We start from the raw sequence: 21,430 nt of genomic DNA on the forward strand, positions 1-21,430 counted from the left end.
CAGCCTTTCGATCCCTCCTGGGAATCGTCACCACCAAAGGCCCCATCACCTACGATATGTTGATCGCACCGGAAGCAAAGGGATAAGCCTTTCCGTTGAAACGTCATGGCCAGACCGAAGAAAAACCAGAGCGGCGACACCGCAAAGAAAAAGAACAGCAACGGCGCCACTATCGGCTTCGAGGCCGATCTTTTCCTGGCCGCCGACAAGCTCCGTAAAAATCTGGAACCCTCGGACTACAAGCACGTCGTGCTGGGGCTCATCTTCCTCAAGTACATTTCGGATGCGTTCGAGGCCAAACGGGCCGCGCTCCTCAAGGAATGGGACGAGCAGACCGCCGAGGACCCCGACGAATACCGCGCCGAGAATATCTTCTGGGTGCCGAAAGAGGCCCGCTGGTCACACCTTCAGGCCAGCGCCAAACAGTTCACCATCGGCAAACTGATCGACGACGCCATGGCGGCGATCGAGGCCAGCAACGCCTCCCTGAAAGGCGTGTTGCCCAAGGACTACGCCCGTCCGGCGCTCGACAAGATCATGGTCGGCGAGTTGATCGACCTGATTTCCGGCATCGCCATGCACGAAAGCCAGGATCAGGCCCGCGACGTGCTGGGCCGGGTCTACGAGTACTTCCTGTCCGGGTTCGCCGGGGCTGAGGGCAAGCGCGGCGGCGAGTTCTACACCCCGCGCTCCGTCGTCCGCGTGCTGGTCGAGATGCTGGAGCCCTACAAGGGCCGCGTCTACGACCCCTGTTGTGGCTCCGGCGGCATGTTCGTGCAGTCCGACCGGTTCGTGAAGGAGCACGGCGGGCGCATCGGCGACATCGCCGTCTATGGGCAGGAGAGCAACTACACGACCTGGCGGTTGGCCAAGATGAACCTTGCGGTGCGCGGCATCGACGCCGATATTCGCTGGAACAACGAGGGCAGCTTCCACAAGGATGAGCTCAGGGACCTGCGCTTCGACACCATCCTTGCCAACCCGCCGTTCAACACCTCGGACTGGGGCGGGGAGCGTCTACGCGAGGACGCGCGCTGGCAGTACGGCGCGCCGCCGGTCGGCAACGCCAACTATGCCTGGCTCCAGCACATCTTTTGGCACCTAGCCCCGCGCGGCACGGCGGGCGTGGTGCTGGCCAACGGCTCCATGTCTTCGCAGCAGAGCGGGGAAGGCGACATTCGCCGCGCCATGGTTGAGGCCGACGCCGTCGACTGCATGATCGCCCTGCCGGGTCAGCTTTTCTATTCCACCCAGATCCCGGCCTGCCTGTGGTTCCTGGCCAAGGACAAGAGCAACTCCGGCTTCCGGGACCGGCGCGGCGAGGTTCTGTTCATCGACGCCCGCAAGCTGGGCCATCTGGTGGACCGCACCCGGCGAGAGTTCTCCGACGAGGACATCGCCACCATCGCCCGCACCTATCATGCGTGGCGGGGGGAGAAGCAAGAGGCGAGGAGCGCCGAAGGCGCGACAGGGACAGAAAAACCGGGCGACTACGTCGACGTGCCCGGCTTCTGCAAATCGGCGAGCCTGGAGGACATCCGCGGCCACGGCCACGTGCTGACCCCCGGCCGCTATGTCGGCGCCGCCGCGCTGGACGAGGACGACGAGCCGTTCGAGGTGCGTTTCGCCGCGCTGAAGGCGCAACTGATCGAACAGTTCGCGGAGTCCGATGCGCTTGCCGCCACGATCCGGGCAAAGCTGGAAGGGGTGCTGCCGCCCGGCGCGGACCTGTCAACCAAACCATGAGACCGTGGACATATCCGAAAAACATGTTAGCAAAACCGCTTTTTTTTAACACATAGAGGGTGACGTGTTAAAGCCGACCTACACAGTGCCGGACTTGCCGCCAGCGGTTGACCTGGAAACGGTCCCGGTGCTGAAGGCGCTGGCGCGGGCCAACCGCGCCCTGGCTGAACTGAAGGGACGCGCGGCCACCATTCCCAATCAGGCCATTCTGATCGATACCCTCGCCCTTCAGGAGGCCAAGGCGAGTTCCGAGATCGAGAACATCGTCACCACCCAGGACGAACTGTTCCAGGCCGATGTGTTCCCGGAGGGTCCGCAATCCCCCGCCGCGAAGGAGGTGTCCCTGTATCGCCACGCCCTGAGGCTGGGCTATGACAGGCTTCTCGCGATGGACGGGGTCATCGCCAACAAGCTCTTGATCGAGATGTTCCAGGCCCTGAAGGGGCGGGAAGATGGCTTTCGCACCACACCGGGAACGGCCCTGAAGAACGACCGGTCGGGCGATGTCGTCTATGTCCCGTCCCAGGACGGCCGCGAGGTCGTTGCGCTGATGACGGCACTGGAACGGTTTATCAACGAAGACGACGCCTGTTCCCTCGATCCGCTCATCAAGATGGCGCTGATCCATCATCAGTTCGAGAGCATCCATCCGTTCCCCGATGGGAACGGTCGCCTGGGGCGCATCCTGAACGTGTTGTACCTCACGCGTACCGGTCTTCTCGACATCCCGGTTCTGTACCTCAGCCGGCACATTATCCGCACCAAGGCCGACTACTACCGCCACCTTCAGGCTGTGCGCGACGAGGGCGCGTGGGAGTCCTGGGTGCTGTATATGCTGGAAGCGGTGGCGAGCACGGCGACAACGACCCTGGCGCTGGTCGAGGGCATCCGGGGGCAGATGCTGGGCGTCAAGCACCGCATGCGTCGCGACCTGCCCAAACTGTACTCGCAGGACCTGCTGAACAACCTGTTCCGCCACCCCTACACCCGGATCGAGTTCGTCGTGCGGGACCTGGACATCACCCGGCAGACGGCGGCCAAGTACCTGGACACCCTGGCTGAACATGGGTTCGTCATGAAACACACCGCCGGCCGCAGCAACTATTACATCAACACGGACCTGGTCCGGCTGTTCCTGGACTCGGCGGAGGGGACATGAGCGGAGAGCAGACTGTGATGGCGCGGCGCGGAGCGGCGATGACGGCGCGACGGGCCAAGCCGGCTGCCGGGGCGGAGGACCTGTCGGCGGTCATCCAGGCGACGCTGGAGGGGGTGTGCTCGAATGGGTAATTGGCCCCTTAAGACTGTTGCGGAATTGGCTGCGCAGTCAAAATCGGCGTTGGCTACTGGGCCTTTTGGATCGACAATTGGCTCGAAGACTTTTCGGAGCGTTGGCATTCCGGTAATTCGAGGCGGTAATTTGAGCGCCAATGTGGCAAACCGGCTCATTGATGAAGGCTTAGTCTTTATCGAGCCAGTTCTGGCAGAAAAATTTAAGAGAAGTATTGCGGTGCGAGGAGATCTCGTATTTACATGCTGGGGGACAACTAATCAGGTTGGTTATGTAGACAAAAGAGCATTATACGATCGATACATTGTCAGCAATAAACAAATGAAACTGACACCAAATACAAAACTAATTGACGCTTTATTTCTTTATTATTATTTCTCATCCGAGTGCGGCCAGAAGCAAATCGCGGATCAAGCTATTGGAAGCTCGGTTCCTGGTTTTAACCTCGGCGGCTTGAAGCAGATCAAAGTACCGGTTCCACCAAGAGGTGTGCAAGATAAAGTCGCTTTCTTGCTGGGCGCCCTCGACGATAAGATCGAGTTGAACCGGCGGATGAACGAGACGCTGGAGGCCATGGCGCGGGCGCTGTTCAAGGACTGGTTCGTCGATTTCGGCCCCACCCGCGCCAAGATGGACGGCCGCGAGCCCACCCTCGCCCCTGACCTCTGGGACCTCTTCCCCGATCGCTTCGACGCCGAGGGGAAGCCGGAGGGGTGGGACCTTTCGGAGATCGGCCGGGAGGTGGAGGTTGTTGGCGGGGCCACACCGAGCACAAAGGACCCCGCCTATTGGAATGGCGGAGTGCATCACTGGGTTACGCCGAAAGACCTATCGAAGCTCGACATACCTGTCTTGCTGGACACGGAACGAAAGATTACGGATGCGGGCGTCGGTAAAATCAGCTCCGGTTTGCTGCCTCCCGGTACTGTTCTTTTGTCTTCGCGGGCACCCATTGGGTACCTTGCTATTGCCGAAATTCCAACCGCTGTGAACCAAGGATTCATTGCGATGATCTGTAAAAAGAGACTGCCGAACGTTTTTGTCCTGTTTTGGTGTTACGAGAACCTGGATTACATCAAGGGCATCTCCGGCGGCTCGACCTTCGCAGAAATCAGCAAGAAGGCGTTTCGCCCCATCCCGGTTGTCGTGCCATCCAACAAGGCGATGGCAGCTTTCGAGGGGATTGCTCGCCCTCTATATGATCGGATTGTCGCGAATACGAGGGAATCCCGTACCCTTGCCCAAACCCGCGACCTGCTGCTGCCCAAGCTCATGTCCGGCGAAATCCGCTTGCGAGACGCCGAGAAGCAGGTGGAGGCGGTTGCATGACCCGCGTCCCCATCGCCCCCCATATGCTGCGTTGGGCGCGGGAGCGGGCCGGGCTTGAGGTCGAGGACCTGCTGGCCCGGTTCAAGACGCTGCCGGAGTGGGAAGCCGGCGAGGCGAGCCCGACCCTGAAGCAACTGGACGCCTTCGCCCGCGCCGTGCATGTGCCGGTGGGCACCCTGTTCCTGCCGGAACCGCCGGACGAGCGCCTGCCGATCCCGGATTTTCGCACCGTCGAGAATCGCGCCGTGGCGCGACCGAGCCCGAACCTGCTGGACATGCTCTACGTCTGTCAGGAGCGGCAGGCGTGGTATCGCGACTTCGCGCAGGTGACCCGCCAGCCGCCGCGCGCGTTCGTGGGCCGGGCTGATCGCTCCATGGCACCGGACGAGGTCGCCGCCGATATCCGCGCGACCCTCGGCGTCGATCTGGAACAACGGGCGGCCTGCCGCACCTGGAAAGAGGCGCTGCGCCTGTTCATCCAGCAGGCGGACCAGGCCGGGGTGCTGGTGATGGTCAGCGGGGTTGTTCTCAGCAATACGCGCCGCACCCTGAACCCACAGGAGTTCCGGGGCTTCGCCCTGTCCGATCCGCTGGCCCCGCTGGTTTTCATCAATGGGGCCGATACCAAGTCCGCCCAGATGTTCACCCTGGCTCACGAACTGGCCCACTTGTGGCTGAACGCCACCGGCCTGTCGGATGCGGGCGCCGCGCCGGTGTCCGGCGGCCCGGCCGAGGAGGTGTGGTGCAACGCCGTGGCCGCCGAGGTGCTGGTGCCCTTGGCGGCTCTGCGGCCCGCGCTGGCGGACGGAGAGAGCCTTGGCGACGCGGTGCCGCGTCTGACGCGCCGCTTCAAAGTGAGTTCGCTGGTGATCCTGCGAAGGCTGCTGGATGCAGGCTGGCTCGACCGGGCGGCATTCGAACAGGCGTGGCAGCAGGAACGCGCGCGTCTGTTGGCCTTGAGTGCAGGAGCGGGTGGCGGCGGAGACTTCTACAGGACAACCATATCGCGGGTCAGTCGGCGGTTTACACGGGCTGTCGTTTCCAGCACGCTGGAAGGGCAAACCTTGTACCGTGACGCATTCCGGATGCTCGGTGTGGCCAAGACATCCACCTTCAACACGATTGGCCGGGAAGTGGGTGTCATGTTATGAGCAGGTATTTATTGGACTCAAACGTATTTATTCAGGCGAAGAATTTGCATTATGGCTTTGATTTTTGTCCGGCCTTCTGGTCTTGGCTGATTGAAAAGAACGCGGAAGGCCGCGTTGCCAGCATCGAAAAAGTGGCCGACGAACTGCATGCCGGTCAGGACGAGCTTTCGGACTGGGCCGAGGCGCGAGGGCGGTCCTTCTTTCTGCCCCCCGACGATGCTGTAATTCCGGCCCTCCGTGACGTCAGCGCCTGGGCCAGCACGCAGGGCTATGAGCCCGCGGCCGTGTCCACTTTCTTGCAGGTCGCGGACTACTGGCTCGTGGCGCACGCCAAGGCCCATGGGGCTGTCGTCGTCACTCATGAGGTCCCGGCAGACACGGCCCGCAAGATCAAGATCCCGAACGCCTGCATGGGGCTCGGCCTGTCCTTCGTGACGCCTTACGACATGTTGCGGCGGGAACGCGCACGGTTCGTGCTCGGTCGCCAGACTGGGGAGGTGGCGTGATGGTCCGGATAGCCGAATCCCTCGTCGAAGAGGCCGCCTTATCCTGGCTTTCGGGGCTGGGGTACACCGTTGCCGCCAGGCCGGATTTGGGACCGGACGGCACGGTGGCCGAACGGTCCAGCTATGGCGACGTGGTCCTGATCGGTCGTTTTCGCTCGGCCCTGGCCGATCTCAACCCGGATATCCCGTCTGACACGCTGGACGAGGTGGTGCGCCGCTTCATCCACGCTGAAACGCCATCTCTGATCGAAGAGAACCGCCGCCTTCATGGCTACATGGTTAATGGCGTTCCTGTCGAAGTAACCCGGGAGGACGGGTCCATCGGCGGCGATACCGTCCACCTTGTGGACTTCGATGGTCCTGAGGCGAATGATTGGCTGGCGCTCAATCAGATGACCGTCATCGAGGATCGGGTGAACCGCCGCCCGGATGTGGTGGTGTTCCTGAACGGTCTTCCGGTCGGCGTCGTGGAACTGAAGAATCCCGGGTCTGAGGATGCCACGCTGGAGGGGGCCTTCAACCAGCTCCAGACCTACAAAACCGGCATCCCCTCTCTGTTCCGCACCAACGCGGCGCTCGTCATCTCCGACGGCCTGCACGCGCGCGTCGGGTCCCTGACCGCGAATTTCGAGCGGTTCATGCCATGGCGGACGGTGGACGGTGAGACCATTGCGCCGAAGGGGGCGCCCGAACTGAAAACGCTGTTCAAGGGCGTGTTCGACCGGCGCCGTCTGCTCGACCTGATCCGGGACTTCACCGTGTTCGGGCAGGTGGAGACCAAAGACAAGCAGCTTGAGACCGTCAAGATCATTGCCGGATATCACCAGTACCACGCCGTCCTGAAGGCCGTGGCTTCGACGATGCGGGCGGTCACACCGCCGGATGGGGGACCCTCAGCCGACTCGTCCGCGACCTTCGGCCTGCCGGGCGTGCAGCATTACCGGCCGGGCGACAAGCGGATCGGTGTCATCTGGCACACTCAGGGCTCCGGCAAGAGCCTGTTGATGGCCTTTTACGCCGGGCAGGTGATTCGTCATCCGCACATGGCCAATCCGACGCTCGTCATCATCACTGACCGCAACGACCTGGACGACCAGCTCTTCGGCACCTTCAGCATGTGCAAGGACCTGCTGCGCCAGACGCCGCAACAGGCGGACAGCCGGGAGGAGTTGCGCCGGTTGCTGGATCGGCCGTCGGGTGGGGTCATCTTCGCCACGCTCCAGAAGTTCAATCCTGACGAGGGGCAAAGCACCCACCCGCTGTTGACCGACCGCCGCAACGTCATCGTCATCGCCGACGAAGCCCACCGCAGCCAGTACGGGTTCCGCGCCAAGGTGGACCGGAAGACCGCCGAGGTGTCCTACGGCTTCGCCAAATACCTGCGCGATGCTCTGCCGAATGCCTCGTTTATCGGCTTCACCGGGACACCCATCGAAAAAGAAGACGTCAACACGACGGCCGTTTTTGGCGAGTACATCGACGTCTACGATATCAGCCGTGCGGTCGAGGACGGCGCCACCGTTCCCATCTACTACGAAAGCCGGCTGGCTCGGATCGAACTGGACGAGGATGAAAAACCGAAGATCGATGCCGAGATTGCCGACATTGCGGGCGATGAGGCCGAGCCTGAACAGGAGCGCCTGAAACGCAAATGGACCAGCGTCGAAGCCGTCGTCGGCGCCGAAAAAAGATTGGCGATGGTTGCGCAGGACCTCGTGTCCCACTTCGAGGACCGTGTCGCGGCGCTCGACGGCAAGGCCATGATCGTCTGCATGAGCCGCCGGATCTGCGTCCGGCTCTATGACGAGATCGTCAAGATCCGGCCCGACTGGCACAGCGACGACGACAAGGCGGGCGTGGTCAAAATCGTCATGACCGGCGCCGCGTCCGATCCCGAGGACTGGCAACGGCATATCGGCAAGCGCCCCAAGGCCCGCCGAGACCTGATGGCAAAGCGGACCAAGGACCCGAACGACCCGCTGCGGCTGGTCATCGTGCGCGATATGTGGCTGACCGGCTTCGACGCGCCGTCCATGCACACGATGTACATCGATAAGCCTATGCGCGGGCACGGCCTGATGCAGGCCATCGCGCGGGTGAATCGCGTGTTCCGCGACAAGCCCGCCGGACTGGTCGTGGACTATATCGGCATTGCCCAGAACCTGAAGAACGCCCTCGGCCAATATTCTCGCCCCGATCAGGACTTGACCGGCATCGACGAGGCCGAAGCGGTCGCCGTAATGATGGAGAAGTACGACATCGTCCGGTCCATGTTCTCGCCTGACGTGCCAGGCGGATTCGACTATCGACCCGCCCTTGCCGAGGGTGCAACGCCGGTTGAGCGTCTGTCCATCATGGCCGGAGCCATCGAGTGGGTGCTGGCCTTCCAGCAGGACGCCGCCGCCCAGGAAACCTCGGAAGACGGTAAGAAGCGCGCCCACCGTCGTTTCGCCGATGCTGTGTTGGCCTTGTCCAAGGCCTATGCTCTGGCCGCAGCCAGCGAGGCCGCACAGGATATCCGCGAGGAGGTCGGCTTCTTCCAGGCGATCCGCGCCGCGCTGGCCAAAAGCACGGCCGGGTCCGGCAAGAGCAAGGCCGAGCGGGACCTCGCGATTCAGCAACTGGTCAGCCGAGCCGTCGTGTCCACCGAGATTGTGGACATCATGAAGGCAGCCGGCATCACCACCCCCGACGTGTCGATCCTGTCCGACGACTTCCTCGCCGAGGTAAAGGCGATGGAAAAGAAGAACCTGGCCCTGGAGGCCCTGAAGAAGCTCATCAATGGCGAGGTTCGCGCCCAGGGCCAGCGCAACGTCACGCAGGCCAAAGCCTTTTCACAAAGGCTTGAAGAGGCCATTGCCCGGTATCACGCAAACGCCATCAGTACGGTTGAGGTGCTGGAGGAACTCATTAAGCTGGCAAAGGACATCCGGGCGGCTCGCGCGCGGGGTGAGGAAAGCGGGTTGTCAGATGAAGAAATCGCGTTTTACGATGCTCTGGCAGAGAACGAAAGCGCACGCGACGTCATAGGAGAACCGCAGCTTCGCGTCATTGCCCATGAACTGGTTGAGCAGATCCGCAAGAACCTGAGCGTCGACTGGATGCACATGGAGACTGCGCGGGCCAGGATGCGGGTTTTGGTCAAACGTGTCCTGCGCAAGTACGGGTATCCGCCGGACCTGCAAGATGCCGCCGTGCAGACAGTCTTGCAGCAGGCGGAGGCGTTATCGGCGGAATTGACGGTATAAGCGGTACGATTCCTCAAGCGCGTCTGGCTGCGCCGGACCGGGCTCTTGTAGACCGAGCCCCGCCGAGGGCGTGTTTCGTCCCTTCGGGCTTCGATCCCGCGCGCGGAAGGGATAGAATAATCGGCAGCGTAAAGCGGTGTCATTTCGCCAGTCGCCACCGGGGATACTCCAGTATCTGCCGCGTTCGGTGAAGGGGGCTTCAAGTCCCCGCAACCATAAAAAAGCCCGTCAGGTCAATGACTTGACGGGCTTTTTTCATGCGCCCAAACCCACCCAATTCCCCGCCCAGGTAACACATAGGTAGCTCCAGAAAGCGAATTTGCGGCGGCATGGGCGTAGACCCGGATCGGTCACCGGCTTTTTTCGGCGTCTTCGGCGGCCCAGTTTCGTAACCGGCCGCTCTGGGCCGCCGGGATTGGGGCTTGAAGATTAGGCGGCGGCGGTCTGGCGATCTTCGGTTGCGCGCCAGGTCCAGGGCAGCAATTCGTCCAGGCGGTTGATCTTGTGATCGTTGATCCCGGATCGGTCACCGGACTTTTTTCGGCGTCTTCGGCGGCCCAGTTTCGGCTTTCGGTGCCGGTTTTTCCGGTGTCCTGTCGCCGGCCCGGGAGGGGTGGATGGCGAAACGGGGCCTATGGCCGCGTGAATGCAACTAATAAAAGAAAAAGTCCCAAGAAAAGAACATGCCGATCCATTCTTCCGGCGGAAGCGGCGCACGTTCTCTGTTTTCGGCCGGGGAGGTAGGCTTACGGAGGCGCCAGGCATCGCCAGGCGGCGAAGAAGATCCCCTGGGTCGGACAGGCGTCGGGCATGGAGATTTTGATCCGCCGCACGGAGGTGATGACCCTGGCACCGATCTTGAGGAGCTTCTGGCGGATGGTGCCGGGCGCGGCCTTGGCCAGGTCGGTGCTCGTCAGGGCGCGCAGGCGCAACTGTGTCATCAGCACATAGGCGAACCCGGCCAGGATCAGGCGGGTCTGGTTGGCCTTGAAGCCATGGGCCGAGGCCCGGTGGCCAAACAGGTCCAGCTGGCACTCCTTGATCCGGTTCTCCATGTCGCCGCGCGGGCAGTAGATGGCCTCGTAGATGACGCGCGGCATCAGGTCCCGGGGCGGGGTCTGGCCGTCTTGTTCGTGGGTATCCCGGGCGTTGCGCAGGACCTCGGTCACCTGCGGGGACTTCCAGTCCAGCGAGGTGACAAGGAACCGGCAGCGTTGTTCCCGCCCTTCCCGGTGTAGCACCTTGACGATCACGTGGCGCGGCCGCGTCCAGCTTTTGGAGCGGGTCCTGTGGGTGAAGTGGCCGAAGGCCAGGGCCGTCTGACCCGTGGCCAAGACCTCGACGGCGGCTCTCGAGCGGACCTTGCGGGCCTTGTGGAGCAGAACAGTGTTGCGGGCGAGGCCGAAGATATAGTCGACGTGGTTGGCCTCGCACCAGGTCATCAGGTTCGGGCGGGCGAAGCCGGAATCGCCCCGCACCAGGATCTGGACCTTGGGCCAGACCTTGCGGATGCGTCCGACGATGCGTTTGATGGCCGCCTTCGCGCCCTTGGCGCTGTCGACGTTGCCGGGACGCAGCTTGGCCAGCAGCAGATGGGGACCACAGGTGACATACAGCGGCAGGAAGCAGCGGTGTTCGTAGGTGCCGTTGAAGAAGCCGCCGACCTGGTGGCCGTGGGTTTCGATGTCGGTGGCGTCGAGGTCCAGGGTGATCCGCCAGTGCAGCGACGCCGTCAAGGGTTACACCCTTGACGGCAAAGGTCGCTGCACAACTTTTTGAATCTAGTGCATTTTCGATCCAGACAAATGATGCTCGCTGCATCTTTTGTCTGGATCAATGCACTTGGGCGGGCTGTCGTGGCTCTCGGTGAACAGGTCGACATAGAGGTCCTGGAGCCGGTTCGGCTGGGCGGTGATCTTGTGGTAGCGGTGGTCGCTGTCCTCGAAGCTCCGTTCGACGCGTCCCAGGGTGGAACTGCCGGCCAGGGGAGCGGGCCGGTCGGCGCCCCTGGCTTTCGGCGTGGCCATCAGTTTGAGCAGCGGATCATGGTGCAGGGTGTCGTGATCGGTGAGATCCTCGTAGCCCAGCGCGATGCCGGTGACGCGTTGAGCCAGCAGGTCGGCCAGCGGATGGCGGACCCGACCCGGGTCCCGGTGGTCCTTGAAACAGGCCGCCATGCGGGGGAACAGGTCCAGGCGCTTGGCCGTCTCCCGCAACAGCAGGCCGCCGGCGTCCGAGGTGATCTCGCCGCCGTCGAAGGCGGCGATGACCGCGCGTGGGCCGAAACCGGAAAAGAGCATGCGAGGCTCATCTATGTAATTGAGTCTGTTATATATTATAGAGACAAGCAGGCCCTCGGACGAGGAAAAACCGGGACCCGGACGGCGCGCTTTTGCTATCCTTTCCGGCGTGATCCAGGCAGAGGGGAGAGACGCGGTGCCCGTCAGCAAGAACCGCCGCAAGGACGGCAGCAAGGCCCCCAAGCCGGTGCCCCGGAAACGCCGGAAAGCCGAAGCGTCCCCGGCCCCGCTTCCGGAGGACCTGCCCCCGCGGGTGGCCATGGAGAAGATGATGGCCAATCTCCAGAGGAGCCTGGTCGTTGACGATCTCCTGGGCGAGGCGGAGGCCGATCCGCTCCACGCGGCGCAGGATGTCATGTATGACGCCTGGGAACGCGGGACGAAACGGGAGCGGATTGCCCTGGCGAAGCGGGCGCTCGGGATCTCGGAGCTCTGCGCCGACGCCTGGCTGCTGCTGGCCGAGGAGGAGGCCAAGGGCATCATTGAGAGGCGGGCCACCCTGGACAAGGCCCTGGCCGCCGGGGACGAGGCCGTGCGGCACGTCCTGGGGGAGGAGGCATTCGAGGAGGAGGAGGGGCACTTCTGGGGGATCCTGGAAACGCGCCCCTATATGCGAGCGCGGGCGGCCCTGGCCGAGTGCCTGTGGGAGATGGGGGACCGCGACGAGGCCGTGGCCCACTGGCGCGACATGCTGCGACTGTGCCCGAACGACAACCTGGGCATCCGCCATGTGCTGGCCCCCAAACTGCTGCACCTGAACCTGTTCGAGGCCGCCCGGGACCTGCTCGACGAGTACGAAGAGCCGGACTTCGCCGAGTGGGCCTACACCGACGCCCTGCTGAAGTACAAACAGGGCGGGCCCACATCGGGGGCCGGCAAGGCACTGGCCGCGGCGATCAAGAACAATCCGCATGTGCCGGTGTACCTGCTCGGCGAGACACGCCTGCCGAAACAGACGCCGCCCCACTACGCCCTGGGATCAAAGGAAGAGGCCGTCCTCTATGTCTTCTCCAGCCTGGAAACCTGGACCTCGACCAAGGGCGCCCTGGCCTGGCTGAGCGAGACCGCCAAAACACCCTGTAAAAAAGGGACTGCTCAAAATCGGGGATAGCCCTCTGTTATCATTGGTGAAAGCCAGAACCGTCCAAATCCCGGTGACCGATCCGGGCTCAAGGCGGCCGCATTCCTGGGGCGGTCGCCACCGGCCAAAACCGGCTGCGATCACGGGGCGTGGGCCGGAAACGCCGCCACCGGGGCGGCCGGTCCGGTCAGGGTTGTGCGGTCGATGGCCGAGAGCGTGCGGCCGATGCTGGCCGGAGTCTCCAGGCAGTGCAGGATCAGCGCGGCCAGGTCGCCGCGACCGATGCGGCCGTGGACGCGCCTGTCGTCGAACAGCGCGCCCTCGCCGCTGGCCGGTGTCGTCACCAGGCCGCCCGGGCGGATGATCGTCAGGTCGAGTCCGGCGGCGCGGGCGTGGGCTTCCGCCCGCGATTTCTCCTCCAGCACCTTGCCGATCGCCGCGATCAGCCGCTCGGAGGCGAAGGGACGGCTGTCGCCCGCGCCCAGCGAGGAGACCATCACAAGCCGCCGCAGGCCGGTGGCCACCATCGCATCCACCACCGTCGTGACACCACGGCCATCCGGCGCGATGTCGCCCGGTCCACCGCCCAGTGAACAGACAACGGAGGCGCCGGTGCCGTGCACCCGCAGCATGCCGGAGACGTGCCCTGTGTCCAGGGCGTCGCCGATGACCACCGTACACCCCAGCGCGACCAACCCATCCAGCGAGGATGTCGGCCGCGCCAGCGCCACCACCGTCCAGCCCCGTTCCCGGGCCAGGCGGGCGACCTCCAGGCCGGTGCCGCGCGCGCCGCCGAACAGCATCAGACGGCGGCGTGTCCGGGGGTCACCCAGCGCGTTCATGCCCGGCCTCCGCGTGTATCGCCAGCCGGTCCCGCAGGGCCAGGAACCGGGCCACCTGATCGGGCTTCAGCGCGTGGCGGGCGTCCCGTCCGACGAAGATTTTGAACATCACGCCGCCCTCGATGTTGAAAAAGACGATGGCGTGGCTGTCGTGGCCCATCACCGGGCGGCTGATGAACTGGATGGCGGCGCATCGCCAGCGCCGCAGGTGACCGCCGATGGGGCTGTCTCCGATCAGGTTGAAGTACCCCTGCGCCATCGTGCCATACGGGACCGAGCCCGCGCATTCCAGGATCAGGTCGGGTGTATGGACAAGGAACAGGGCCACGCCCCATTCCGAAACATCCCGCATGATCTCCTCGAACAACTCGCCGGGGACGCAGACCCCGGTCGAGGCGGGCAGGCAGGCGGCGACCTCGCGGGGGGTCAGGCCGAATTCGGCGGCGATCTCCTCCAGCACACCGTCGGTGGACGCCAGGAAGCGGGCCGTTACGGCGGCCATGGCGGTGTCCCGCCGCGCCTCCGGTGAGGGACTGGCCTCGCCGTCGCCGGAACACGCGCTGCCGCAGTCACAGGTGCACGGGCTGGCGCTGGTCTCGGTTGGGGTCGCGTGGCCCATGGTGAACGGTCCTTTCGTGCGGTGATGGAGGGGATGAGGGGCTTTTGTCCGCCCAGCCGGTGCCAGGGTTATTGGGGGGCCTGGCGTCGTCGGGGATCAGCGCCATCAGCGCGCCGATCAGGTTGGGCTGCCAGAACCAGCCGGCCCGGGTCAGCGCCACCCCTCCGGGAGCCGGGGCCACAAGGCCGGCCTCGGTCCAGTGGTCCAGCAGGGGGGCCAGCCGCGCGGCGAACCCGGCGCCGGCCAAGGTCTCCAAATGGTCCGGCGCCATCCGGCCGCTTTCCAGGCTGGCGGCGACGGCGGCGCGGGCCGGCGGGTCGGACGCCGGTGCGAACAGGGCGGCCAGTGGCTTTTCGTCTGCGGCGATGCGGTGGCGGTAGAGCGCTTCGTCCGGCTCCAGGCGATAGCGATGCCCGGCCAGCAGGCCGCCGGCCCCGGCGCCGAAGGCCAGGCAATGCGCCTGTTCCTTGACCGACTGGTTGTAAAGGTTCCGTTCCCGGGTGGTGCGCGCCCAGTGCGCCTGGCTCAGGTGACGCCAGCCGGCGGTATCGAGCAGGTCCAGTCCGGCCCCATAGAAGCGCGCGTGGTCGGCCAAGGGGGGCGCTGACGGCTGGGCGCCCTTGTCGATCGACTGGGCCAGCGGGCTGTGCGGCACCAGGGTCAGGGCGTAGAGGTCAACCCCGTCCAGACCCAGCTCGATGGCCGTCCGGACGTCGTCGCGCCAGGTCTCCAGGGTCTGGCCGGGCAGTCCGTAGATCAGGTCGCAGATCACCGCCGCCCGGTCCCGCGCCACCAGGCCGGCGAGGAGACGTTCCGCCGCGTCCCGGTCGGCCTTGCGCCCCAGCCGGTGGCGTACCGCCGTATTGAAGGTCTGGATGCCGATGGAGAAGCGGTTGGCCCCTGCCTCCAGACAGGCCGTGATCATTTCGTCATCGAAGCCGTGCACCCGGCCCTCGACGGTGATTTCGCAATCGGGGGTCAGCGGCAGGTGGGTACGGGCCGCCGTGATGACCGCATGCAAGTCGGGCGCGTCCAGCGCGGTCGGTGTTCCCCCGCCCAGGTACACAGCATGGATCGGCCCGGACGTCTGGGCGGTAGAGCCGGCCTCGCGCTCCAGGTCGCGGACCAGCATGGCGGCGTAGGGCGCGGAGAACCCGTCCCGGGCACCGTGTCGGTAGAAACCGCAGAACAGGCAATGGCTCTCGCAGAACGGGACGTGCAGATAGGCCACCGTCTTGCCGGAGCGCGGGGTGTGCAGCAGGGCCTCCCAGGTGGCTGCCGGATCGTCCACGGGCAACGGGCGGCGCGCGAACCAATGCGACCCGCGCCGCGCGGTGAACGCCTCCGTCAGCGGATCGCCGCCGATCCGCGCCCGTGCCGCATCCGGGATCGCCGTCACGTCGTGTCGTTCCCCTCTATCGCCTGGACGACCGTGAAGCCTTCGAACCGGGGGGCCCCCTTCAGCATGTCGCGGGTCTGCCCACCGTCCTTGTGGGCGTCACGGAACGCCTGGGAGCGAGTCCAGGTCTCGAAATCGGCCAGCGTTCGCCACGCCGTATGGCTGGCGAACAGGACCGTCTCGCTGGTGTCGTCCGCGAAGTCCGGCGCCAGCCGCAGCAATGTGAACGACACGAAGCCCGGCTGGCCCCGAAGCCGGCTCTCGCGTGTCGTCCAGACGGCCTCGAAACTATCGGCCTGGTGTTTCCAGACCTCGAAACGGTTCATCGCGATGAACATGCGCCGCCTCCGTATTGGTAGTCGGGCGGGGCTACACCGGCAGAACCTGCGGTGTCCCGCGTGTCGGATGGCGGGCGACCGTCACCCGCAGGCCGAACACCTGATCGAAGGTTGTTTCGGTCATCACCGCATCCACCGGGCCATCCGCCACCACACGGCCGTTGTCGAGCACCACCACCCGGTCCGCGTACAACGCCGCCAGATTGGGGTCGTGCAGCACGGCAAGCACGCACACGCCGTCATCGGCCAGGCGGCGGGCGAACCGCAACGCCAGGTGCTGGTGCAGCAGGTCGAGGGTGTTGGTCGGCTCGTCCAGCAACAGGACGCGTCCCGCCCCGGCGTTCGGGCCCGTCTCCTCCGGCCAGATCTGGGCCAGCACGCGGGCCAACTGGATCCGCTGGCGCTCTCCACCCGAGAGGGTCGGATAGATCCGTTCCACCAGGTGCAGTGCGTCCATCGCCCGCAAGGCCTCGATCGCGACCGCCGTGTCGCGATCGCTGGTGGAGACGCCCGCATGGGCGGCGCGCCCCATCAGCACGACGTCAAGGGCGCGGAAAGAGAAGGACAGGTCCGAGGACTGGGGCAGCACCGCGCGCCGCCGCGCGAGCGCCGCCCGGGGCCAGTCTGTCAGCGGACGGCCGGCGAACATGACGCCACCGTCGTCGGGCGCCAGGGCGCCGGACAACAGGTGAAGCAGCGTCGACTTGCCCGCGCCGTTGGGGCCGATCAGGCCGGTCAGAGTGCCCCCCGACAGGTCCAGGGAGACGCGATCGACGATCGCGCGCTGCCGGCGGATCACGGTCAGGTCTTCTGCGGTCAGCATGGCGTTCCGTCTCCTACCAGATTCCCAGGCCGCGTCGGCGCAATAGCAACCAAAGGAAGAACGGCCCACCGACACAGCTCGTCAGGATGCCGATGGGCAGCTCGGCCGGCAGGACCAGGGTGCGCGCCAGAAGGTCCGCGAGCAGCAGCAGGCTTGGCCCCAGCATCAACGCGGCAGGCAACAGGACCCGGTGGTCCGGCCCGATGGTCAGTCGCACCAGATGCGGCACGACCAGTCCGACAAACCCGATGACACCGGTCAGCGCGACCGACGACCCAACGGCCAGGGCGGACAGAAGCACGACGAGGCGTTTGGTCTGCTCGACGTCGATGCCCAGATGCAAAGCGTCCGTCTCGCCGAACAGCAGCGCGTTGAGCGGCCGGGCCAACGCAAGGGTCAGGAGGGCCGGCCCCAGCATCAGCGGAGCGACCAACAGCAGGCGATCCCAGGTCACGCCCCCCAGGCTGCCCAGCAGCCAGAAGTTCAGGTCACGCAGCGCCTGATCGTCACTGATGAAGACCAGCACGCCGATCGCGGCGCCGGCCACGGCGTTCAGCGCAATCCCGGCCAGCAGCATGGTGGCGACCTCGGTACGGCCGTCGTGGCTGGCTATGCGGTAGACCAGGGCAACCGCGACCAGTCCGCCGCCAAAGGCGGCCAGCGGCAGCAGCAGGTCGCCGGGGATCGTTCCCAGGCCGAACGGCACCGCGCCGCCCAGCACGATCACAAGGGCGGCGGCCAGGGCGGCGCCGGTGGACACGCCGATCAGGCCCGGGTCGGCCAGCGGGTTGCGGAACAGGCCCTGCATGGCCGCGCCCGAAATGGCCAGCGCGGCGCCGACCAGCACCCCCAGCAGCGCTCGCGGCAGCCGCAACGACCACAGGACGGTCTCCTGCACCGGCGTGTGGTCGGTCAGCGCGCCCAGGCCGAGACGGGCGGAGAGCACCGACAGGGCCTCCAGCGGTGGAATGGCGACAGCGCCGAGGCCGACCGAAAGCAGGAGGCAGGCGATCAGAAGGGCCGCCATTCCAGCCAGCGAAAGTCGCGTGCGCGCCTCTCGCCGGCGCATCCGGGCTGCCGCATCGGTTTCTTCGGCGTTGACAGCGAGGCTGGCGCCCAGAGACTCGGTCATCGCCCTGACATCCGGTCGGGGTGCAGAGCCTCCGCCAGGGTCGCCACCGCGTCGGGTGTGCGCGGACCGAAGCCCAGCAGCATCAGCGCGTCCATGGCCACGACGCGGCCCGTGCGCGCCGCCGGACTGTTGGCCAGGTCTGGCCGGGTCAGGATCGCCTCGGCCCCGCCCAGGGCCTCAAGCGTCCGTTCGGAGACCAGCACCACGTCTGGCGCGGCCATCGCCAGGGCCTCCGGCGACACCGGCTTGAAGCCGCTGAAATCGTTCGGCGTCACCTGTCCGCCGGCCATCTCGATCACGGCGGCGGCCGAGGTGTCGGCGCCGGCGGCCAGGGGCGCACCGCCCCCCATGGACATCAGGAACAGCACGTGGGGGCGCTCGGTGATGCCCTCCAGGCGCGCCGTCACCGCGTCGTGTGCGGTCCGGATCTTGCCGGCCAGGGTCTCGCCGGCCTCGTCCTCGCCAAGGGCCGCCGCCACGCGGCGCACCTTGTCGAGCACACCGTCGATGGTGGGCTCGTCGGGCACCGTGACGATCGGAACGCCGGTGGCATGCAACTGCGCGATCACCTCGGGCGGGCCAGCATCCTCGATCACAAGCAGCAGGTCGGGGCCAAGAGCCAGGATCGGTTCCGCCGCCAGCTGGCGCATGTACCCGACATCGGGCAGGTCTTCGGCAGCTGGCGGGTGGGAACTGGTGGAATCGACGGCGACGAGCCGATCCTCGGCTCCCAGCGCATAGACGATCTCGGTCACGGCCCCGCCGATCGAGACCACCCGGTGCGGTCCCTCTGCCTGCGCCGGGGGTGCGAGGGCGGTCAGGATTGCGCCGACCAAACCGATGCCGAGGGTCAGGCGTCCGCGCCCCGGTCGTGCACTGTCGATCATCGCTGGCCCTCCGAGCGAAGCCCGTGCGGTCCCGTGCCGCTTGGGTCTTTCCCAATGTCCCGATTGGAGTAACAGATAATGCAACGCATTCGCAATGACAATCGAAAACCGCGGTTAATATGAAGAGTACGAGACAATTTGGTGGAGTCGGAGGGGCATAGGTCCTCGTGAAGGCAGGTCGGTCGCCAGATGCTGAGAAGCCCTGTGCAACGAAACGCGTCGCCCTATTTCACGGCCATTTTGTCAATAATAAAGACCCACCGTCGCCGTGGGTCTGTATTGCACAGATTTCCACAAGACCACCTGCTCTTTCGCATTGTCACCCTAGCGCCATTGTTGGTTTTCTATTGCGAATGCGTCGCAATATCGCTATGAGGTTGCGTCTGTGGACGTCGGCGGAGAGGCCGGGCCGCCGCAGGCCCCCCCTCAACGTGCGACAAGGTCCAGGAGATGAGCGTGACTGTGATCTTTGGCTCGGACGCCGGCGCCACACGCGCCGTCGCCAGCCGTATCGCCAAACGCCTGCACGGCCGTTGCGTTGACATCAAGACGGCCACGGTCGAGGACTTCGAAAGCCCAAGCCTGTTGATTCTCGGCTGCCCGACCTATGGGTTCGGCGATCTTCAGTCCGATTGGGAAGAACGCTATCACCTGCTGGAAGACGCCAGTCTGGCGGGCAAGCGGGTGGCCCTGTTCGGGACCGGGGACCAGTTCACCTACCCGGACACCTTCGTCGACGCCATGGGGCATATCTACGACACAGCCGTCGAGCGCGGCGCCGAGGTCGTTGGTTTCACCAAGACGGAGGGCTACGACTACACCGAGTCCTTCGCGGAGCGCGACGGCCAGTTCGTCGGCCTGGTCCTGGACGAGGACCAGCAGCCGGGCAAGACGACCGCGCGCATCGACCAGTGGGTCGCCGGCCTCCGCTGACGGTGCCGTTCCCGCCCAGAGCGAGGCCAAGGACGTGGTTGGGGGAGAGACAGCCGGGGCGGAGCACCCCCTCCGCGCCCCCCGTGTCACCAGGCCCTAACCCCCGGTCCCCGTTTCGGGACACGGTCATCCGCCGGCTCACCCCCGTGGTCGTCCGCGAACACGAAGCAGGCCTGCGGCTCTACCCGGAGCGCGATCGTCTCGCCGGCCGCGCAGGGCGCGGGTCCCGGGACGCAGGCGACGAGGGGCAGGTCGCCCGCCGCCCCGGTCTCCTGGGTCAACAGCAGGATGGTCTGATGACCCAGGGGCCGCACCGACACGACCCGGGCGAGGATGTCGGCCGCGCCTGTGCGGGCCGTGGGCACCAGGGCTTGCGGCCGGGTGAGCAATCGCGCGGCGGCGCCGTCCCGCAACCCCGACGCCGGAAACACGCCCAGCGGTGTGTCCAGGGCGCCGTCCCGCACCCGCCCGGCCCACTCGTTGGTCTGGCTGAAGAAGCGCACCGCGAAGGGCGATTTCGGGTGCCGGTGCAGCCCCATCGGCGTATCCAGCTGCACCACCTGTCCGGCCTGCATGAGCGCGATCCGGTCGGCCATGAACATGGCTTCCTCGGGGTCGTGGGTGACCATCAGGGCGGCCACCCCGGCCTCGCGCAGGACCCGGAGCGCGCGGTCCCGCACCGTCCGCCGCAGGCTGGTGTCGAGCCCGGAGAATGGCTCGTCCAGCAGCAGCGCCGGGTTCGGCGCCAGCGCGCGGGCCAGCGCCACCCGCTGCTGCTGGCCGCCGGAAAGCTGGTGCGGCCAGGCGCGCACGGAGTCCGCCATCCCGACCGCCGCCAGCACCGCGCCGACCCGCTCGGCCACACGGGCGCGCGGCTGCCCCTTCAGGCCGAAGGCGATGTTGTCGCCGACCCGCAGATGCGGAAACAGGGCGAAATCCTGGAACAGGAACCCGACCCGGCGCCGTTCCGGAGGCAGGTGCCGGACCCCGGATTCGTCGTCGTCCATGCCCTCGACCAGCCGACCACCCATGCGGATTGGGCCGGCCCAGGGCCGCTCCAGTCCAGCGGCGAGGCGCAGCGATGTCGTCTTGCCGCACCCGGAGGGACCGAGCAGGCAGACCACCTCGCCGGCCGCCAGTGTCAGGGTGACATCGCGCACGACAGGGGTGCCGCTGTCATAGCCGTGGGTCACGTCGGCGAGCACGAGAGCCTCGGGTGCATCGCTCATTGCCACGCCCCATCGGCGCGGGTTCTGCCGTACCTACCCCGGCCCGGCCCTCGACCCAGGCCGCAACCTTCGGGGGCGTTCGCTGCCCGTCGTCCGGCTGGCGTCGTCCATGTCCTGGTCTCCCTCTTGACCCCCTGTGCGTGGACAGGCGAGCGTCTCGAGTCCACAGCGAAGGAACCACGCATGCCATGACAGACCGCTCCGTCCCCGTCCCGGATCCCGCCGGACCGATCCACCGTACCCGATCGTCGCCCCTGTTGCGCCGGCACCTTCGAGTCTCGCCGTGGTCCTGGACGGTGGGAACCGTTGCGCTGCTGGTGGCTCTGCCGATCCTTGTCGTGGTGTCCCGCGTCTTCCTGCCCAGCGACGGTGTGTGGGCTCACTTGGCGGCCACGGTGCTGGACGACTACGTCCGCAATTCGGTGCTGCTGACCCTGGGCGTGGTGACGGTGGCAAGCAGCCTTGGTGTGATAACCGCGTGGAAGGCTTATCCCTTTGCTTCCGGTGCGATCAACATATCGTAGGTGATGGGGCCTTTGGTGGTGACGATTCCCAGGAGGGATCGAAAGGCTGCGT

18 protein-coding genes and 1 pseudogene are annotated in these 21,430 nt (G+C 65.7%); 10 read left to right on the forward strand and 9 right to left on the reverse strand.

The window, feature by feature from the left end; all coding sequences use genetic code 11:
• Positions 1-105: 105 nt before the first annotated feature.
• From GGD89_RS17880 to GGD89_RS17905, 7 genes are all read left to right on the forward strand, one after another.
• Positions 106-1,746, forward strand: a complete 1,641-nt coding sequence (locus GGD89_RS17880; protein WP_184048290.1) for a class I SAM-dependent DNA methyltransferase — start codon at positions 106-108, stop codon at positions 1,744-1,746.
• A gap of 64 nt (positions 1,747-1,810) precedes the next feature.
• On the forward strand, positions 1,811-2,905 hold the full coding sequence (locus GGD89_RS17885; RefSeq protein WP_184048293.1) for a Fic/DOC family N-terminal domain-containing protein: 1,095 nt from the start codon (positions 1,811-1,813) through the stop codon (positions 2,903-2,905).
• Positions 2,902-3,036: a hypothetical protein gene (locus tag GGD89_RS20440; RefSeq protein ID WP_281396747.1), complete on the forward strand. Its 135-nt coding sequence runs from the start codon at positions 2,902-2,904 to the stop codon at positions 3,034-3,036. The genes GGD89_RS17885 and GGD89_RS20440 overlap by 4 nt, the downstream gene beginning before the upstream one ends.
• On the forward strand, positions 3,029-4,366 hold the full coding sequence (locus GGD89_RS17890) for a restriction endonuclease subunit S (protein WP_184048297.1): 1,338 nt from the start codon (positions 3,029-3,031) through the stop codon (positions 4,364-4,366). The genes GGD89_RS20440 and GGD89_RS17890 overlap by 8 nt, the downstream gene beginning before the upstream one ends.
• Positions 4,363-5,517 (forward strand): ImmA/IrrE family metallo-endopeptidase, encoded by a 1,155-nt coding sequence (locus GGD89_RS17895; RefSeq protein ID WP_184048307.1) that lies wholly within the window; start codon positions 4,363-4,365, stop codon positions 5,515-5,517. Before GGD89_RS17890 ends, GGD89_RS17895 begins: the two co-directional genes overlap by 4 nt.
• Entirely contained in the window at positions 5,514-6,023 is a 510-nt protein-coding gene (locus GGD89_RS17900; RefSeq protein WP_184048310.1) for a DUF4411 family protein, read from the forward strand. The genes GGD89_RS17895 and GGD89_RS17900 overlap by 4 nt, the downstream gene beginning before the upstream one ends.
• Entirely contained in the window at positions 6,023-9,271 is a 3,249-nt protein-coding gene (locus tag GGD89_RS17905) for a type I restriction endonuclease subunit R (protein ID WP_184048313.1), read from the forward strand. Before GGD89_RS17900 ends, GGD89_RS17905 begins: the two co-directional genes overlap by 1 nt.
• Positions 9,272-10,017: 746 nt before the next feature.
• On the opposite strand, the pseudogene GGD89_RS20710 reads toward GGD89_RS17905, so the two are convergent.
• Positions 10,018-11,571: pseudogene (locus GGD89_RS20710) on the reverse strand (IS1380 family transposase).
• Positions 11,572-11,707: 136 nt separating this feature from the next.
• On the opposite strand from GGD89_RS20710, the gene GGD89_RS17920 reads away from it, so the two are divergent.
• Positions 11,708-12,682: a tetratricopeptide repeat protein gene (locus GGD89_RS17920; protein WP_184048322.1), complete on the forward strand. Its 975-nt coding sequence runs from the start codon at positions 11,708-11,710 to the stop codon at positions 12,680-12,682.
• A 110-nt stretch (positions 12,683-12,792) separates the two neighbouring features.
• Here the strand turns inward: GGD89_RS17920 and GGD89_RS17925 are convergent, their stop codons facing one another.
• From GGD89_RS17925 to GGD89_RS17955, 7 genes are all read right to left on the reverse strand, one after another.
• Positions 12,793-13,494, reverse strand: a complete 702-nt coding sequence (locus GGD89_RS17925; RefSeq protein WP_221238551.1) for an NAD(P)H-binding protein — start codon at positions 13,492-13,494, stop codon at positions 12,793-12,795.
• Positions 13,478-13,996 (reverse strand): heme utilization cystosolic carrier protein HutX, encoded by a 519-nt coding sequence (gene hutX, locus GGD89_RS17930; RefSeq protein WP_246423208.1) that lies wholly within the window; start codon positions 13,994-13,996, stop codon positions 13,478-13,480. Before hutX ends, GGD89_RS17925 begins: the two co-directional genes overlap by 17 nt.
• A 67-nt stretch (positions 13,997-14,063) precedes the next feature.
• Complete coding sequence (gene hutW / locus GGD89_RS17935) at positions 14,064-15,512, reverse strand: heme anaerobic degradation radical SAM methyltransferase ChuW/HutW (protein ID WP_221238552.1); 1,449 nt, start codon at positions 15,510-15,512, stop codon at positions 14,064-14,066.
• Positions 15,509-15,850, reverse strand: a complete 342-nt coding sequence (locus tag GGD89_RS17940; RefSeq protein ID WP_184048330.1) for an antibiotic biosynthesis monooxygenase family protein — start codon at positions 15,848-15,850, stop codon at positions 15,509-15,511. Before GGD89_RS17940 ends, hutW begins: the two co-directional genes overlap by 4 nt.
• A gap of 31 nt (positions 15,851-15,881) precedes the next feature.
• A complete protein-coding gene (locus tag GGD89_RS17945; protein WP_184048333.1) occupies positions 15,882-16,673 on the reverse strand; it encodes a heme ABC transporter ATP-binding protein in 792 nt (263 codons plus the stop codon).
• A gap of 13 nt (positions 16,674-16,686) precedes the next feature.
• Complete coding sequence (locus GGD89_RS17950) at positions 16,687-17,805, reverse strand: FecCD family ABC transporter permease (protein ID WP_184048336.1); 1,119 nt, start codon at positions 17,803-17,805, stop codon at positions 16,687-16,689.
• Complete coding sequence (locus GGD89_RS17955) at positions 17,802-18,692, reverse strand: heme/hemin ABC transporter substrate-binding protein (RefSeq protein ID WP_184048339.1); 891 nt, start codon at positions 18,690-18,692, stop codon at positions 17,802-17,804. The genes GGD89_RS17950 and GGD89_RS17955 overlap by 4 nt, the downstream gene beginning before the upstream one ends.
• A 450-nt stretch (positions 18,693-19,142) precedes the next feature.
• Between GGD89_RS17955 and fldA the strand changes: the two genes are divergently transcribed.
• On the forward strand, positions 19,143-19,625 hold the full coding sequence (gene fldA, locus GGD89_RS17960; protein ID WP_184048342.1) for a flavodoxin FldA: 483 nt from the start codon (positions 19,143-19,145) through the stop codon (positions 19,623-19,625).
• An 86-nt stretch (positions 19,626-19,711) separates the two neighbouring features.
• Here the strand turns inward: fldA and GGD89_RS17965 are convergent, their stop codons facing one another.
• The gene (locus GGD89_RS17965; RefSeq protein WP_184048345.1) at positions 19,712-20,854 is read right to left on the reverse strand and encodes an ABC transporter ATP-binding protein; all 1,143 of its coding nucleotides are present in this window, start codon (positions 20,852-20,854) and stop codon (positions 19,712-19,714) included.
• 188 nt (positions 20,855-21,042) lie between these two features.
• Here GGD89_RS17965 and GGD89_RS17970 point away from each other — a divergent pair, with 188 nt between their 5' ends.
• Complete coding sequence (locus GGD89_RS17970; RefSeq protein WP_184048349.1) at positions 21,043-21,378, forward strand: hypothetical protein; 336 nt, start codon at positions 21,043-21,045, stop codon at positions 21,376-21,378.
• Positions 21,379-21,430: the final 52 nt, after the last annotated feature.

Source organism: Roseospira visakhapatnamensis, from assembly GCF_014197915.1.
Taxonomy (GTDB): Bacteria; Pseudomonadota; Alphaproteobacteria; order Rhodospirillales; family Rhodospirillaceae; genus Rhodospira; species Rhodospira visakhapatnamensis.

Coding starts and splice junctions, on each gene's coding strand:
- GGD89_RS17880 (WP_184048290.1), top strand. CDS start 106: ATGGCCAGACCGAAGAAAAACCAGAGCGGCGACACCGCAAAGAAAAAG.
- GGD89_RS20440 (WP_281396747.1), top strand. CDS start 2,902: ATGAGCGGAGAGCAGACTGTGATGGCGCGGCGCGGAGCGGCGATGACG.
- GGD89_RS17890 (WP_184048297.1), top strand. CDS start 3,029: ATGGGTAATTGGCCCCTTAAGACTGTTGCGGAATTGGCTGCGCAGTCA.
- GGD89_RS17895 (WP_184048307.1), top strand. CDS start 4,363: ATGACCCGCGTCCCCATCGCCCCCCATATGCTGCGTTGGGCGCGGGAG.
- GGD89_RS17900 (WP_184048310.1), top strand. CDS start 5,514: ATGAGCAGGTATTTATTGGACTCAAACGTATTTATTCAGGCGAAGAAT.
- GGD89_RS17905 (WP_184048313.1), top strand. CDS start 6,023: ATGGTCCGGATAGCCGAATCCCTCGTCGAAGAGGCCGCCTTATCCTGG.
- GGD89_RS17925 (WP_221238551.1), bottom strand. CDS start 13,494: ATGAACGCGCTGGGTGACCCCCGGACACGCCGCCGTCTGATGCTGTTC.
- hutX (WP_246423208.1), bottom strand. CDS start 13,996: ATGGCCGCCGTAACGGCCCGCTTCCTGGCGTCCACCGACGGTGTGCTG.
- GGD89_RS17940 (WP_184048330.1), bottom strand. CDS start 15,850: ATGTTCATCGCGATGAACCGTTTCGAGGTCTGGAAACACCAGGCCGAT.
- GGD89_RS17945 (WP_184048333.1), bottom strand. CDS start 16,673: ATGCTGACCGCAGAAGACCTGACCGTGATCCGCCGGCAGCGCGCGATC.
- GGD89_RS17950 (WP_184048336.1), bottom strand. CDS start 17,805: ATGACCGAGTCTCTGGGCGCCAGCCTCGCTGTCAACGCCGAAGAAACC.
- GGD89_RS17955 (WP_184048339.1), bottom strand. CDS start 18,692: ATGATCGACAGTGCACGACCGGGGCGCGGACGCCTGACCCTCGGCATC.
- fldA (WP_184048342.1), top strand. CDS start 19,143: ATGAGCGTGACTGTGATCTTTGGCTCGGACGCCGGCGCCACACGCGCC.
- GGD89_RS17965 (WP_184048345.1), bottom strand. CDS start 20,854: ATGAGCGATGCACCCGAGGCTCTCGTGCTCGCCGACGTGACCCACGGC.
- GGD89_RS17970 (WP_184048349.1), top strand. CDS start 21,043: ATGACAGACCGCTCCGTCCCCGTCCCGGATCCCGCCGGACCGATCCAC.